Origin of the sequence: Streptomyces sp. NBC_01335 (assembly GCF_035953295.1) — a bacterium.
GTDB lineage: Bacteria > Actinomycetota > Actinomycetes > Streptomycetales > Streptomycetaceae > Streptomyces.
In genome coordinates, this window is record NZ_CP108370.1 from 7,934,069 (window position 1) to 7,949,826 (window position 15,758).

Genomic DNA, 15,758 nt, shown 5'->3' on the forward strand with positions numbered 1-15,758 from the left:
GGTGTGGCCGGGGGAGACGACGAGGCCGGGGCCTCGTCGCGCATCCGCCTCGCAGGTCGTCAGTACTTGCGGGTGGGGAGGGCCGCCGCGGCCTTGTCCTGCGGGAAGACGCCTTCCACGGTCTCGACGCGTGCCGGGACGCTCTCGCCGGCCGCGACCTTCTTCGTCAGCTCCATCAGCTGGTCGCCGAGGAGGGGGTTGCACTCCACGACCACATTGATCTTGCCCTCGGTCATGGCGGTGAAGGCGTCCTTGATGCCGTCCACCGAGATGATCTTGATGTCCTTGCCCGGCTTCTTGCCCGCCTCCTCGATGGCCTGGATCGCACCCAGGGCCATGTCGTCGTTGTGGGCGTACAGCACGTCGATGTCCTTCTGGGACTTGAGGAAGGCCTGCATGACCTCCTTGCCCTTGGCGCGGGTGAAGTCGCCGGTCTGGGAAGCGACGATCTTGAACTTCGGGTCGGCCTTGATGACCTCGCCGAAGCCGGCCTTGCGGTCGTTGGCCGGAGCCGAGCCGGTGGTCCCCTGGAGCTCGACGATGTTCACGGGGCCCGTCTCGTTCTTGTACTCCGCGGTCAGCCACTCGCCCGCGGACTTCCCCTCCTTGATGAAGTCCGAGCCGAGGAAGGTCTTGTAGAGCGAGGTGTCCTGCGAGTCCACGGCCCGGTCGGTCAGGATCACCGGGATACCGGCGTCCTTCGCCTCCTTGAGCACGGTGTCCCAGCCGGACTCCACCACCGGGGAGAAGGCGATGACGTCCACCCGCTGCTGGATGAAGGTGCGGATCGCCTTGATCTGGTTCTCCTGCTTCTGCTGCGCGTCGGAGAACTTCAGGGTGATCCCGGCCTTCTTGGCCGCCTCCTGGACGGACTTGGTGTTGGCGGTACGCCATCCGCTCTCCGCGCCCACCTGGGCGAAGCCGAGGACGAGCTTCCCGTCGGACTTGTTGCCGCCGGCGCCGCCGCCGGAGGGGGTCGTCTCGGCGGAGCATGCGGTCATCGTCGACGCGGCGAGGATGCCGACGGCGAGGGCGTGGGCGATTCTGCGGGCCATGGTGGTGTGTCCTCTCGGAGGGATGTCTTCGGTGCCGACGTGGTGCGATCCGGTACGCCGCACGTGGAGTGGGCCCGGCCGGAGACAGTGCGGGGCTCCGGCGAGGCCGGAAGCCCGGGTGGTGACGGCGGGAGGTTCATGGGGTGCGCCGCGAGCAGTGTGAGCGCTAACACTGCGGTATCTCAAGCCCTGTGCGTGAGTTACCTATTTGTGACATGAGGGGGTGTGGCGGACGCGGTCGCGGGCCGGGAGCGAACCGGTCCATGCGTCTCCGGGTCCTGAACCGGAGACGGCAACTCTCTTGGTTTCGCGCCCAGTTGCGGATCAACCGGTTTGGGTGCCCCGGATGGGGCGGCCGCCGCCCCGCCCTCCCGGGCGGTTCCGGCGCGGTACGGAACCAAGGGGTGCGGCACGGTCGCGCACCACGCTCCGTGCGGACTGCCCCGAAGGGGTTGACGCGGAACACGGAAGGCGAAGCGGCTGCACCGCTCTTGATTTCACAATTGTTAGCGTTCACACTTTCGGCTGTCGGCGGTCCCGCTCATCCGGCTCCGCACATCGCTGCCGCTGGTGGGCCGCCTGTCGGCCACCTTTCCCGAAGGGCAACCCTGGTGACTTCCCAACCGACCCGCACGCCTCATGACCCGTCAGGTCCGGCCGGTGCCGAGCAGTACACCGTGGGCGTCGACTTCGGCACCCTGTCCGGACGTGCCGTCGTCGTCCGGGTGCGCGACGGTGAGGAACTCGCCTCCGCCGTGCACGAGTACCCGCACGGAGTGATGGAGCGTCAACTGTCCGACGGAACGACGCCACTCCCACCGGACTGGGCCCTCCAGCATCCCGAGGACTGGTGCGAGGTACTCCGCCGGGCCGTGCCCGCCGCGGTGGAGGCGTCCGGCGTCGACCCCCGCGACGTCGTCGGCATCGCCACCGACTTCACCGCCTGCACCGTGCTCCCGACCCTGGCCGACGGCACCCCCCTCGCCGCGACGGAGCTCTCCGGCAGGCCCCACGCCTGGCCGAAACTCTGGAAGCACCACGCCGCGCAGGACCAGGCCGACCGGATCAACGCACTCGCCCACGAGCGGGGCGAGAAGTGGATCGCCCGCTACGGCGGAAAGATCTCCGCGGAGTGGCAGTTCGCCAAGGCGCTCCAGGTGCTGGAGGAAGACCCCGAGGTCTACGCCCGGTGCGCCCGCTGGATCGAGGCCTCCGACTGGATCGTGTGGCAGCTCACCGGCACCGAGTCCCGCAACGCGTGCGCCGCCGGATACAAGGGCATCCACCAGGACGGCTCCTACCCCACCGAGGAGTACCTCGCCGCCCTGCACCCGGACTTCGCGGACTTCGCTCGCACCCGCCTGGAATTCCCCCTGTCGGCCCTCGGCTCACGCGTCGGCTCACTGACCGCCCGGGCGGCACAGTGGACCGGCCTGCCCGAAGGGATCGCCGTCGCCGCGGGCAACGTCGACGCGCACGTCGCCGCGGCCGCCGCCCAGGCGGTGGAGAACGGCCGGCTGCTGGCCATCATGGGCACCTCCAGCTGCCACGTGGTGAACGGCCCCGCCCTCGCCGACGTACCCGGCATCTGCGGGGTCGTGAGCGGCGGCATCGTCGAGGGCGCGTACGGCTACGAGGCCGGCCAGAGCGCGGTCGGCGACATCTTCGGCTGGGCCATCGGCCAGGGCGTCCCCGCCGACTACGCGGCCGAGGCCGCCTCCCGGGGCGAAAACCTGCACACCCTGCTGACCCGCAAGGCCGCCGCCCAGCCGGTCGGCGGCCACGGGCTGGTGGCCCTGGACTGGATGAACGGCAACCGGTCCGTGCTGGTGGACCACCACCTCTCGGGTGTGATCGTCGGCCTCACCCTGACCACCCGCCCCGAGGACGTCTACCGGGCCCTGCTCGAAGCCACCGCCTTCGGCACCCGGGTCATCGTCGAGACGCTGGAATCCGGCGGAGTGCCGGTGCACGAGTTCATCGTCACCGGAGGGCTCAAGAAGAACACCCTGCTCATGCAGATCTACGCCGACGTCCTGCGCCGCCCCGTCTCCCTCGCGGCCTCCGAGCAGGGCTCGGCCCTCGGCTCCGCCATCCACGCCGCCGTCGCCGCCGGAGCCCACCGAGACGTCCGCACCGCGACCGCCGCCATGGGCAGGCTCCACCGGAACGTCTACGTCCCCGACCCCTCCCGCGCCGACGCCTACGACGCGCTCTTCGCCGAATACCGCCTGCTCCACGAGGAGTTCGGCGTCCGGGACGGCCTCCTCCACCGCCTGCGCCGTATCCGCAACCACGCACTCACCAGCACCCCGGCCGACTGACCCGCCGGACACCCCGCCACCCCGCCCGCCACACTTACCCACCGGGAGTCCCCGTGCCCAGCCAGGCCCACTCCGTCCGCGAAATATGGTTCCTCACCGGCAGCCAAGGCCTCTACGGAGAGGAGACGCTCCGGCAGGTGGCCGAACAGTCCGGCACCATCGCCGCCACCCTCGCCGACTCCGCCGGGCTGCCCGCCCGGATCGTCTGGAAACCCGTCCTGACGGACTCCGCCGCGATCCGCGCGATCTGCCTGGAAGCCAACACCGACGAGCGGTGCATCGGCCTGATCGCCTGGATGCACACCTTCTCGCCGGCGAAGATGTGGATCTCCGGCCTGGACGCGCTGCGCAAGCCCCTGCTGCACCTGCACACCCAGTCGAACGTCGCCCTGCCCTGGGCCACCATCGACATGGACTTCATGAACCTCAACCAAGCCGCCCACGGCGACCGGGAGTTCGGATACATCCAGTCCCGCATCGGTGTCGCGCGCAAGACCGTGGCGGGACACGTCACCGACCCGGCCACCCGGGCGCGGATCGCCGCCTGGGCGCGGGCCGCGGCCGGACGCGCCGAACTCGCCACCCTCAAGGTCGCCCGCTTCGGCGACAACATGCGCGACGTCGCCGTCACCGAAGGCGACAAGGTCGACGCCCAGCTCCGCTTCGGGGTGTCCGTCAACACCTACGGAGTCAACGACCTCGTCGCCCACGTCGACGCCGCCACCGACGCGGAGGTCGGCGAGCTCGTCAAGGAGTACGAGGACACCTACCGGCCGGCCGCCCCGCTGAGGGCAGGCGGCGAACGCCACGAGGCACTGCGGTACGCGGCGCGCATCGAAGCCGGCCTGCGCACCTTCCTCACCGACGGCGGATTCGGCGCCTTCACCACCAACTTCGAGGACCTCGGCGGACTCCGGCAGCTCCCCGGCATCGCCGTGCAGCGCCTCATGGCCCAGGGCTACGGCTTCGGCGGCGAGGGCGACTGGAAGACCGCCGTCCTGCTGCGCACCCTCAAGACGGCTGCCGACGGCCTGCCCGGCGGCACCTCCTTCATGGAGGACTACACCTACGACCTCACGCCCGGCAACGAACTCATCCTCGGCGCCCACATGCTGGAGGTCTGCCCGTCCCTCGCGGACTCCGTCCCGAGCTGCGAGATCCACCCGCTCGGCATCGGCGGCCGGGAGGACCCGGTCCGCCTGGTCTTCGACGCCGCGGCGGGCCCGGCGGTCGTCGTCGGGCTCACCGACCTCGGGGACCGGTTCCGGCTCGTCGCCAACGAGATCGACGTGGTCGCCCCCGCCGAGCCGCTGCCGGCCCTGCCCGTGGCCCGCGCCGTGTGGCGGCCCCGGCCGAATCTGCGGACCTCCACCGAGACCTGGCTCACCGCCGGAGGCCCGCACCACACGGTGCTCACCACCGCCCTGGGGGCCGAGCACCTGGACGACCTGGCCGAGATGCTGCGTACCGAACTCGTCCTCATCGACGCGTCCACCACACCGCGGCAGTTCGCCCGTGAACTGCGCTGGAACCAGGCCTACCACCGGCTCGCCGGCGGTCTGTGACCCACCGCGCGGGCCCGGATCCGAGGAGGGGCACGGCAGGGCGGGCCGGCCAATCCTCGGGCCCCTCTCAGCCCCGCGGCGTCAACCCGTCCACGAGGTCGCGGAGTTCCCGCATCAGCAAGGAAGCCTGCTCGCGGCTCCGGGCGATGCACAGGGCACCGAACTTCCCGAACTCGGTGACCGGGCTCATCAGATGCAGCACCACGCCCGTTCTGCGCACGGGGTCGTAGCCGATCGGCGAACCGGTGACGGCCTCGATGAGCTGGGCCGGGCGCAGTCCCCGGTAGCGGCGCTCCATGATGACGTCCGACGCCTCGTAGACGTACTCGACGCCGTCCACCTCGAACCGCCCGTCCGGCGTCGGCTCCTCGCCGAGCAGGCCCACCGCCATGGTGAAGGGGTGCTTGGTGGCGGTGGCGCGCAGGTTGATCTCGCAGCCCAGCAGGCGCCATCCGTCCCCGGACCGGGTGGCGAGGAAGTCCACCCCGAAGTCACCGCTGCCGACGCCGCGCTCCCGGAGCACCTCGCCCACCCGCAGACCGTGGCCGATGAGCAGTTGCCGGTAGCCGGAGGCGGCGGGGAAGGTGCACCCGTGATAGGTCTGCCCGTCGTCGGCGAGGACCTGGTCGTGCGTGGACACCGCCTCGACGGTGCCCCGTTCGGTGATGCGCCCCTGGAAACTCGGGCTGAGCAGGGGCACTTCGCCGATCATCTCCTCGACGATCACCCCGTCGTCCTTCATCAGGGTGACGTACTCCTGCCAGGTCAGCTTCGGGTCCATGAGCGCCGCCCCGGGCAACGCCCGCGCGACCCGCTCCTCCACGGTGTCGCCGCCCGGCGAGGTGATGTCGCCGTCCAGCGTGAGCAGGGCGTTGCCGAGGCCCCCGCCGAACGCCGTGCTGTCCAGCTTCAGCACCAGCTCGCGCAGCCCGGTCGCGGCGAGGCCGGCGACCGCCGAGGCGAGTGCCCCGGGATCGTGGCACACCCCGCTGCCCGCCGGTACCGGTATCCCGGCGGCGGCGAAGATCTCCCGGCCGGAGTGCTTGGTCCCCAGCGGGATGTGGGCCGAAGAGGGCTGGGTTCCGGGCAGCTCCAGCTCGCGGGCCAACTCTTCGAGCGGCTCGGACGGTTCGAAGTAGCTCAGCCGTACGTCCGCCCCGGAGCTCCGGTGAAAATCGGCGAACTCCCTGAGGACGGAACGCACTTCGGCCGCACGCGGGCTGACCGGATCGAGCACCTTGGTACTGAGCCAGCGGGTGGTGGCGTCGTCGAGCGGCAGTACGCGTACGAGTTCACGCCGGCGCCGCACGCTCTCCTGGTCCGCGTCGGGCCCACCGCCGTGGAGGAGGCCCAGGTAGTAGTCCACCTGTTCCTCGCCGTCGATCACACTCGGCGCCGTCACGTAGAGAAGGTGGCCACCGGCACGGCAGACCGTGGTGACGATCGCGGGGCCCAGCAGCCGTTCGGGGAAGTACGTCGCGCCGGTCAGTCGCTCCAGCACCTCGGGGCCGCATTCCCGGCTCTCGATGTGGATGCGGGCCGTGGGGCGTCGATACGTTTCAGTCACAGCGTCCTCGAAGCTACGGGTACCGGATGGGACGTGGGCCTTTCGTGTGGATCCGGCCGTGCTCCCCGGCCGGATCCACACGAAAGGCCCCGCACGGGCGACAACTCGGGTGATCGCCTCGGGGTCACGGTCGGTGAAGCAGGTGAGGTCGGCGACGGAATATCCGTGTTCGATGATCGAATGTCCGGATGTCATTCTCGGCGGACGCGGGAAATTCCCTCGGGACGGGTTCCGTGCCTTGGAGTCGTGCCGCCACGAGCGGCATCGGGCAGGTCGAGGCAGGGTGTGAAACGGGCGGGAAAAGGCTCGGAGACGGAGGTGGAGAACCGGAACGAGAACGTGAACGATGGTTCCGTGATTTTTCTGTCCCTTCCGTGAAACGGAGGAAACAACCACTCAACTTTGCCTCAGGGCTCCGGTGTGTACAAGACTGCTTTTCGCCGACTGTTTCCTCGGGAATCTTGAAGGAGCGCAAAGGAAACAGGGCCGGCAGACATGCTGCCGACCCTGTCCGGATCTGTTCGAGTGCACGCGTGGCCTCAGGAACCCTCAGAGCTCCGTGACCTCAGGAGGAGCGACCGCCCCGCCCCTCAGCAGGCGCCGAGATCCACCCACACGCCCCACTGCCCCGTGGTGCCGGGCACCTCGCCCTGGGTCCACCACTGGGCCTTCCAGGTGTGGCCCTGGTACGAGACGGTCTGGCCGCCGGTGTAGATCGACGCAGCGGCCCACGGGGTGGCCGTGCACTGGGTCGTCGTACCGCCGGTGACCTTGAGCGAGTAGGTCGCGGTGTGGCTCCCGGACGCGCCGGTGCCGGTGACGGTGATCGTGTACGTGCCCGAGGCGGCGGCCGACGTCGTCGCCAGGGTGAGCGTGGAACTGCCGCCCGCCGTGACGGAGGCGGGGCTGAGCGAGGCGGTGACGCCCGCCGGGGCGCCGGTGACCTTGAGGCCGACCGTCTGTGCCGAGCCCGCGGTCACCGCCGTCTTCACCGAGCTGGTGACCGAGCCGCCCGCGGTCACCGAGCCGGAGGCCGGGGTGGCGCTCAGCGAGAAGTCGTTGGCCGGGGTCGTGGTGGTGCCACCGGTGAAGGGCGCGAAGATGTGCGAGAAGTCCCAGGTGTTCTGCTGGATTCCGGAGCAGCCGTCCGCGGCGGCGCCGCCGGGGCAGCTCCCGTTGTCACGCTGGAGCGCCCAGAAGGACAGGAAGTTGATGCCCTTCGAGACGGCCCAGTTGTAGACCTGGGTGGCGTTGGCGAGGGTGAAGGTCTCCGCCGGGCCGAAGTCGTCGACGCCGGGCATCTCCGTGATGCCGACCATGTTCCACAACTGGGCCGAGGTCTTGGTGGGATAGAGGACCGCGAGCTGGTTGACGAGTCCCTGGGCCGCGGTCTGGGTGTCGTTCGCCATGTTGTGCGTGGCGTTGTCGTAGTAGTCGAACGTCATGAGGTTCGCGACGTCGACGCGCGCCCCGTTCTTGACCGCGTTCTGCAGCACGGCGAGCGCGTTGGATTCCAGGCCCGAGGTGGTGGTCGGCAGGGTGTAGGAGATCTCGACCTTGCGCCCGTTGGCGGCGGCCCAGTCCTGGAGGACCTTGATGGCCTTGTTCCGGCGGTCGATGCCCGCGGTGTTGCTCAGCGAGTCGACCTCGATGTCCATGTCGAGCCGGGTCACGTCGTAGGTCGTGACGACCTTCTCGTAGGCCGCCGCGATCTGGTTGACGTCGGTGCAGCTCTCGGCGATCTCGGTGCCCGTGGTGTCGGCCGTGTACCCGCCGAAGGACGGGATGACGTCGCCGCCGGCCGCCTGCAGGGTCTTGATGTCGCTGCCGAACGAGGAAGCGGCGACCGGCATACCGGTGTCCCCGCTCCAGTACGGCGTACACGAACCGGGCGTGGCGGTCTGGAGGAACGCCATGGTGAGGTGCTTGGTGCCCGACTGCGCCGCCAGCGCGGCGGGGCTTTCGCCGGTCCATGTCTCGAAGAACGGGGCGAAGACGTGGGAGGGGAGAGGCGTCGCCGCCTGGGCGGGCCCCCCGATCAGCGTGAGGCCGGCGGCGGCCACCGCCGTGACCGTGGCGGTGACGACCGTGCGGAACGAGCGCGTGAGTCTCATGGATGTCCCAGCTGTGGAGGAGGGGAGGAGCCGCCGACTGCCTTCCGGTAGTGGCATGGTGCATGGAATCGGCGGTGGCAGATGCACGTCAATGGTCTGGACCAAGCCGGGAGTGAACCAATTCCCCCAGGGCTGAGGTTCTTTGCTGGTGGGAGATGCGTGGTGGACTGGACCACTCGACCGCTTTTTTACCGGCATTTGGCCAACTTGGACTGCGTGAGGGCTGGTTCGCGGCCCATGTGTCCGTTCCGGCCACGGCGGGCGGTGGTGCTCGGAGAGCGGGCTGGGGCGGGAAGCGAGGCGTGCGACGTGAGGCCATCGGCAATCGGCCCGAAGCCCCGGCGCGCGCGGCGGTCCACGGTGCGGGAGGGGTCACCGGGGGGCCTGGGGCGGATGCGCGGGCGCCCAGAACGGCTGACGCGGCAAGGCTCGGGCGGACCGTTCTTCTGGCACCTTGAGCGCCGGGCTTCGAGCGGGTGACGCACCGTCCGGACGCCGACGGGCGCGGAGCCATGCCGCGTTCGCGGCGACGCGCCGGCGTACGCCCGACCGGGCCACAGCACGGACCGCGCAGGCAGCACCGACCTCACCCACAGGGGGTACGCCCATGCACGCCCGCACCGCAGCACCGAAGAACAGACGGGTCCGCACCGCGGCACCGACGAACAGACGGATCCGCACCGCGGCACCGACGAACAGACGGATCCGCACCGCGGCACCGACGAGCCGACGGGGTCGAGCCGTTCTGCTCATCATGGGGATGCTGGCCGCCCTGCTGGCGGCAGCCCTTCCGACCGCGGGAGCCGCACAGGCCGCCGTCCCCGACCGCTGGGGGTTCGCCTACCTGGACAACCCGACGCCGCCCTCCGGCTACGTGCCCGACCCCACCCGCCAGTGGGGCAGCTGGACCTCTCCGTCGGCCAACCCCGTCAAGGTCGACCAGCTCGGCCTCGGCTCCTACGTGGCGCACTTCCCGTTGATCGGCGGCACGGGCGGGATCGCCCACGCCACCGCGGTCAACAGCGCCGCCCACTGGTGCCAGATCGCCGACTGGAAGCAGGTGGGCAGCGGCGAGGACGTGTTCGTGAACTGCTACCTCCCGAGCGGCGCACCCGACAACTCCCGCTTCACCGTCCTGTACACCACCAGCAGCGGCACTCCCGCCGCGCCGGCCGGGTCGTACGGCTACATCTACTCCGACAGCAGTGGCATGGTACTCACCCAGTACAACTCCACCACCGCGGTGAACTCGGTGAGCAAGGGCTCGACCGGCATCTGGAAGGCGTGGCTCCCCGGGCTCGGACTCTCCAGCTACGCGGGCGACTTCCAGGTCACCGCGGTCGATCCGCAGCAGGGGGCACACTGCAAGGTCGCCGACTGGGCACCGGGCGCCACCGGGCAGACGGCGGTGGTCGCCTGCTACGACGCGTCGGACGCCCCGTACGACGCCAAGTGGACGCTGAGCTACTCCTACCTGCGGGCGGTCCACGGGCCGGCCTTCCCGCCGAAGTCGTTCGGCTACCTCTGGTACAACGGCTCGCTGCCCGCACTCACCAACTACAACTCCACCGGCGCCACCAACGCCCTCAGCGGCTCGGGAGCGCCCTTCGTCGTCACCCTCCCGTCGGTCGCCGTCCCCTCGGACACCGCGCACGCCACCGCCTACGGCAGCGGGCCCGGATACTGCGGTCTGTACGCCCCCTGGGTCAGGTCGAGCGGCACCGTACAGCTCCCCGTCAACTGCTTCGGCCCTGGCGGAACTCCGGTGAAGGCCCCGTTCTTCACCGCGTACACCTCGGCATTCTGACGCCGTAGGCGGTGTCCGGAGGATCAGGGCCTTGATCCGCCGGACACCACCAGGCCACCACGTCGGTCCCGGGAGCGGTCGGGCTCCCGGGACCGACGTCGTGCCGTGCGCGTGAGCCGTCGTGCCGCGCGTGAGCCGTCGTGCCGTGCGCCCGCGCCGTCGGCGCGGGCGCGGGAAGCAGGTCGCCCGCCGGGTGCGCAACAGGTCGCCCGCGGGGTGCGCGCTTTCCCTCGGCCGGGGGCGGCGGACGGACCGGACGGTCCTCGGGCAGTGTCCCCGGCGGCGATCGCCGGGCCCCCTCGTGCGAGCCGACGGGAAAATCTCGGGAGCGCGGGATCTTCGAACGACTGATTCCGGGTGATCGCCCACGTGTCCAGCGGGTGGTGCGGAGGCGTTGATTCCGGCCACCGGGTGTGGTGTCGTATCCCTTCGGGTGAGGCCTTCGGTGTGCGGTCGTGAGCTGCGGGTATGTCCTCCGTCGCCGTTCCGGGGAAGATCGGTCGGCGCCGTGCGCGCGTTCAGGGGTGTGAACCTTGTTCGTGGTGCGGGACGACCTCGTGCGGGCCCGCCGGGCGGGGCGGCCGGGGTCGCCCGGCGCGGTGGCGCCCATTCCGTACGTGTCCAGAACCTTGCCAGCCTCGCGACGGCCGCCCTATCCTCACGTTCAGAAAGCGCTTTCCCCCTCCAGGGCCCCGCACCGGTGAACGTGAAGTCACCTCATCCGAAGGCGACTTCACCGGCGAGCCGCCACCGATCCGGAACGGTGCCGCATCCAGGACATCGCCGCGCCACGGAGTGAAGGGTGTACGTCATGGTCCACGCTCGTCACGCCGTCCGTCATGGTTCCGACGGCGACGACTTCCTGTAGCGGATGGCCGGTCACGCCGTCGGGGTTCCCGGCGGTGGTCCACCGGGCGGTGTTCTCGCCCCGGTGTGACGCGAGCGGCGGGAGTGGGCGGCGGTGCCGACGCGGAGACCCCGCGACCGGGACCGCCGGCAGTGCAGGCTTTGGGTCGCGGCAGGACGGCCGAATCGATCCGACCGGCGCGATCGAGCCCGCGCCAGGGGTGGTCGGAACGTAACCGGTGTGTGTCGGCGGGCTCGGTACGACTTCATGAATGGCATGAGCATGTCATTCGCTCAACCCCGTATTCGAAGACGAACAGGGAGACACGAGCATGAGGAAAGCAGTCGCACTGCGACTCTCCGCGGCAGTGGCCACGGCGGCCCTGGCGGCGGCGACCGGCGTCATCGTGTCGATGCCCTCGGCATCGGCCGCGACCGGCGGCGTCACCGGCTACGCGACCCAGAACGGCGGTACCACCGGCGGGGCCGGCGGGCAGGTCGTGAAAGCGACGACGGGTACCGAGATCCACCAGGCCCTGTGCGGTCGCGCCACCAGCAGCACCCCGATCACCATCCAGGTGGAGGGAACGATCAACCACGCCAACACCGCCAAGGTGTCGGGCGACAGCTGCAACACCGCGGCCGGCGTGATCGAGCTCAAGCAGATCAGCAACGTCACGCTCGTGGGTGTCGGAAGCGGCGCCGTCTTCGACCAACTGGGCATCCACATACGCCAGTCCAGCAACATCATCATCCAGAACGTGACGGTCAAGAACGTCAAGAAGTCGGGCTCGCCCATCTCCAACGGTGGCGACGCCATCGGCATGGAGAGCGACGTCCGCAACATCTGGGTCGACCACTCCACCCTGGAGGCCTCGGGCGGCGAGGCCGAAGGGTTCGACGGTCTCTTCGACATGAAGGACAACACGCAGTACGTGACGCTGTCCTACAGCATCCTGCGCAACTCCGGTCGCGGCGGCCTCATCGGATCCAGCGAGACCGAACTCTCCAACGGCTTCATCACCTTCCACCACAACCTGTACCAGAACCTCGACTCCCGTACCCCGTTGCTCCGTGGCGGCATCGCGCACATCTACAACAACTACTACGTCAACCTCAACGAGTCGGGCATCAACTCCCGCGCCGGGGCCAAGGCGAAGGTGGACAACAACTACTTCAAGGACTCCAAGGACGTCCTGGGCACCTTCTACACCGACGCGGCCGGTTACTGGCAGGTGAGCGGCAACACCTTCGACAACGTGACCTGGTCCGCCCACGCCTCCGACAACAACCCGGCCGGGCCCAACCCCACCTCCAACACCACCGTCAGCATCCCGTACTCCTACAGCCTCGACGCGGCCAGCTGCGTGCCGAACATCGTGACCCAGACGGCGGGCGCCAACAAGGGCCTCCAGGTCTCGGACGGCAACTGCACGCCGACCACCCCCACCGGCAACCCCACCACGCCCACGCCGAGCCCCACCACGGCCACGCCGTCGCCGACCACCGGACCGACGCAGCCCAGCGGCACCAACCTCAGCCTCTCCGCGGGCGCCGACGGCTCCAGCAAGGCGAGCGGAACCAGCTACGGCAACGTCAAGGACGGCAACCTGAGCACCTACTGGTCGCCCTCCGGCTCGACGGGCTCCGTCTCGGTCAAGTGGGACGCCGCGACCACGGTCTCCTCGATCAACATCCGCCAGGCGTCCGGCTCCAGCATCGGCTCGTGGCGGGTCCTCAACGGGGACACCGGCGCGGTCCTGACCTCCGGCAGCGGAACGGGCACCATCTCGTTCGCCTCGACCTCACTGCGCAAGGTCACCTTCGAGATCACCAGCTCCAGCGGCACCCCGAAGGTCGCCGAGTTCGAGACGTACGCCTGACCGAGGTACCGGTGGGGGCCGGGGCCGTCGAACACGACGGCCCCGGCCCCCACCGGCGTCTCCCACCGGCGTCTCCCACCGGCGTCTCCCACCGGTGACGTCGGCCCGTGACTGCGCGGGACGGCCAGGGCTCAGCCCTGCGACGGGACCGGACGCGCGTCGGCGGGCACCCGGTCGTCCTCCGGCAGGCCGAGCCCGCGCAGCCAGTCGTCGTCGAAGACCTTGGAGAGGTAGTTGCGGCCCGAGTCCGGCAGCAGCACGACCACCAGGTCGTCCGGACCGAGACCGGCCGCCACCCGCAGGGCGCCGGCCACCGCCGTACCGGCGGAGCCGCCGACCAGCAGCCCCTCCTCCCGCGCCAGACGCCGGGCGGTCAGCAGCGAGTCCCGGTCGCTGATCCGCTCGAAGCGGTCGACCACCGAGGGGTGGAAGGACTCGGGCCAGCTGTCGTCCACCGTCTCCGGGTGACGGAAGTGGCCGATGCTCTCCACGTGGTACGGGCCGCCGTCGCCGCCCGAGTAGACCGACGCCTCCGGGTCGGCGCCCACGACCGTCACCCGCCCGCCGCTGACCTCCTTCAGGTACTCGCCGGTCCCCGTGATGGTGCCGCCCGTACCGACCCCGCAGACCAGATGGGTGATCCGGCCCTCCGTCTGCCGCCAGATCTCCGGCCCTGTCGTACGGTAATGCGCCTGCGGATTGGCCGGGTTGTCGTACTGGTTGGCCAGCCAGCCGCCCGGAGTCCCGGCGGCGATGCGGACGGCCGTGGCGTGCACATGCTCGGGATGCTCGCGCGGCACGTTGCCCGGGCAGACGACGACCTCTGCGCCGTACGCCCGCAGCACCGCGACCTTCTCCGCGCTGCTCTTGTCCGGGATCGCGAAGACGCACCGGTAGCCCCGCTGCGCGGCGACCATGGCCAAGCCGACCCCGGTGTTGCCCGACGTGCCCTCGACAATGGTCCCGCCGGGCGTCAACAGCCCCTGCTCCTCGGCCGCTTCGACCATGGAGAGCGCGATGCGGTCCTTCACGCTCCCGCCGGGATTGACGTACTCCAGTTTCGCGTAGACCGGTGCGAGAGCCGTGCCGGTGACGCGGTTGAGGCGTACCAGCGGGGTGTTGCCGACCGCGTCGGCCAGTGAGGCGTGGACGTCCATGTGCGGTGCTCCTTGCGTCTGCTGAAGCTGATGTCACCGGATGATCCGGGAAGGCGCGGACGGCGGACGGACGCCGCGCCGGACCTCCCGCGCCGCGCCGGGCACGCGGGGGCCGGGGCGGCGAGCGGCCGCGGAACGGGCCGCCCGTCGAAGGACCGGGAGCGCGGTACGCACGCTCCTCACAGGAGCGGGGTACGCGGACACGGGCCGCGACGCGGGGGCGCCGGGCGGGACATCAGACGGCCTGTCCGCCGCGTTCCAGGGGGATGCGCTCGCCGGCCTCGACCGCGACCGGCAGACGGTTCTCCTTGGGCGGCAGCGGGCAGGTCGCCAGGTCGGTGTAGGCGCAGGGAAGGTTGGCGGCACGGTTGAAATCAATGCGGACGGCGCCCTGTTCGTCGGGAGCCCCGATCTGGACGGAGCGGTTCGCCGCGTAGGTCGTCACACCGGAGGTACGGTCCGTGAACAGCGCCATCAGCGATCCGGGACGCTTTCCGTTGAACGTCGTGAGCCGGTACGTCTCGCCGTCCACCTCGAACTCGACCTGGCCGGGGGAGTCGTAGACGTGCTCCAGACCCTCGACCGCCGCGCCGACCGTCACCGGACGCGGCTCCTCGAAGGGGAGGAACCTGCCGGGGCGGACCCAGTGCGGGGCGGGGGCGTAGGCGGGAGTTCCGGTGAAGGCGGTGCGCAGGGCGTTCTCCGGGTGGCGGGGGCGCACGATGTCGTGCCCGCCACGCTTGGCGACCTCGATCACCGCGTCGCCGTACGCCGGATACAGGCTGTCGCGTTCGGCGATGACTCCGAACGAGTGACGCCCCGTCACCGTGACTCCTTCGATGGTCAGTTCCTCACCTTCCGCCAGCTCCACCACCACACCCTCGGCAGAGGTGGACCACGCGCCCGGGGCGTCCTCGAAGCGTTCCGGTTCGGCGCTCAGCCAGCGCAGACTCGTGATCGCGAGGAACCCGTGGGCTCCGGCGAGCTGCTCCTCCTTCTCGCGGTGCCACAGTTCCCACTCCTTGGCGAACGTCTCCGGGTCGGTCTGCGGGACGGTCATGTGCACTCCCTCGTGCTGGGCGGCGGGCAGGGCCGGCGGAGCGGCCGTGCGGTTCTCCAGAGCGCAACTCCCTTCGGCGCGCGCTTCATTCCCGACTGCTGTGAACGGAGTATGAAAGGATTCCGCGAGCGGAAGCGGCGCTCCGGGACGGCATTGTCCGACGATCCTCCAGGGGCTAGCCTGCAACGAGATCAGCCGCGTCCCGGCGTGGTGATCGTGCGCATCGGCGGCCGGGACCGGACCGCCGACCGACCCGAAGAGTGCGAGGTGACCGGCGTGCGGGCGCGACCCTTCAGCGAGCACGGCAGTCATCTTCCGCACCACGGCGGGTCGTTCGCGTTCCGTGTCGTCCGGCGCCACGTCGATCTGCTCAGGGTGAG

9 protein-coding genes are annotated in these 15,758 nt (G+C 70.2%); 4 read left to right on the forward strand and 5 right to left on the reverse strand.

Annotated elements, in window-relative coordinates:
• Positions 1 to 59: 59 nt before the first annotated feature.
• The gene (locus OG599_RS33385; protein ID WP_327179707.1) at positions 60 to 1,055 is read right to left on the reverse strand and encodes an ABC transporter substrate-binding protein; all 996 of its coding nucleotides are present in this window, start codon (positions 1,053 to 1,055) and stop codon (positions 60 to 62) included.
• Between the two features lie 677 nt (positions 1,056 to 1,732).
• Between OG599_RS33385 and OG599_RS33390 the strand changes: the two genes are divergently transcribed.
• Positions 1,733 to 3,379, forward strand: a complete 1,647-nt coding sequence (locus OG599_RS33390; protein WP_327180277.1) for a ribulokinase — start codon at positions 1,733 to 1,735, stop codon at positions 3,377 to 3,379.
• 53 nt (positions 3,380 to 3,432) lie between these two features.
• Positions 3,433 to 4,944: an L-arabinose isomerase gene (araA, locus tag OG599_RS33395; protein WP_327179708.1), complete on the forward strand. Its 1,512-nt coding sequence runs from the start codon at positions 3,433 to 3,435 to the stop codon at positions 4,942 to 4,944.
• Between the two features lie 67 nt (positions 4,945 to 5,011).
• Here the strand turns inward: araA and OG599_RS33400 are convergent, their stop codons facing one another.
• Together OG599_RS33400 and OG599_RS33405 are read right to left on the reverse strand one after the other, a co-directional pair.
• Positions 5,012 to 6,511: a peptide ligase PGM1-related protein gene (locus tag OG599_RS33400; protein ID WP_327179709.1), complete on the reverse strand. Its 1,500-nt coding sequence runs from the start codon at positions 6,509 to 6,511 to the stop codon at positions 5,012 to 5,014.
• Positions 6,512 to 7,101: 590 nt separating this feature from the next.
• Positions 7,102 to 8,625, reverse strand: coding sequence for a glycosyl hydrolase family 18 protein (locus OG599_RS33405; RefSeq protein ID WP_327179710.1), 1,524 nt, complete (start codon positions 8,623 to 8,625; stop codon positions 7,102 to 7,104).
• A 754-nt stretch (positions 8,626 to 9,379) separates the two neighbouring features.
• On the opposite strand from OG599_RS33405, the gene OG599_RS33410 reads away from it, so the two are divergent.
• Both OG599_RS33410 and OG599_RS33415 read left to right on the forward strand, forming a co-directional pair.
• Positions 9,380 to 10,432 carry a hypothetical protein gene (locus OG599_RS33410; RefSeq protein WP_327179711.1) on the forward strand — a complete coding sequence of 351 codons (1,053 nt, stop codon included), beginning with the start codon at positions 9,380 to 9,382 and terminating at the stop codon, positions 10,430 to 10,432.
• 1,178 nt (positions 10,433 to 11,610) lie between these two features.
• The gene (locus OG599_RS33415) at positions 11,611 to 13,161 is read left to right on the forward strand and encodes a pectate lyase family protein (RefSeq protein WP_327179712.1); all 1,551 of its coding nucleotides are present in this window, start codon (positions 11,611 to 11,613) and stop codon (positions 13,159 to 13,161) included.
• A 131-nt stretch (positions 13,162 to 13,292) separates the two neighbouring features.
• Here the strand turns inward: OG599_RS33415 and OG599_RS33420 are convergent, their stop codons facing one another.
• Positions 13,293 to 14,318 (reverse strand): PLP-dependent cysteine synthase family protein, encoded by a 1,026-nt coding sequence (locus tag OG599_RS33420; RefSeq protein ID WP_327179713.1) that lies wholly within the window; start codon positions 14,316 to 14,318, stop codon positions 13,293 to 13,295.
• 235 nt (positions 14,319 to 14,553) lie between these two features.
• Complete coding sequence (locus tag OG599_RS33425; RefSeq protein ID WP_327179714.1) at positions 14,554 to 15,378, reverse strand: DUF1684 domain-containing protein; 825 nt, start codon at positions 15,376 to 15,378, stop codon at positions 14,554 to 14,556.
• Positions 15,379 to 15,758 lie beyond the last annotated feature (380 nt).

Coding starts and splice junctions, on each gene's coding strand:
- OG599_RS33385 (WP_327179707.1), bottom strand. CDS start 1,055: ATGGCCCGCAGAATCGCCCACGCCCTCGCCGTCGGCATCCTCGCCGCG.
- OG599_RS33405 (WP_327179710.1), bottom strand. CDS start 8,625: ATGAGACTCACGCGCTCGTTCCGCACGGTCGTCACCGCCACGGTCACG.
- OG599_RS33410 (WP_327179711.1), top strand. CDS start 9,380: ATGGGGATGCTGGCCGCCCTGCTGGCGGCAGCCCTTCCGACCGCGGGA.
- OG599_RS33415 (WP_327179712.1), top strand. CDS start 11,611: ATGAGGAAAGCAGTCGCACTGCGACTCTCCGCGGCAGTGGCCACGGCG.
- OG599_RS33420 (WP_327179713.1), bottom strand. CDS start 14,318: ATGGACGTCCACGCCTCACTGGCCGACGCGGTCGGCAACACCCCGCTG.
- OG599_RS33425 (WP_327179714.1), bottom strand. CDS start 15,378: ATGACCGTCCCGCAGACCGACCCGGAGACGTTCGCCAAGGAGTGGGAA.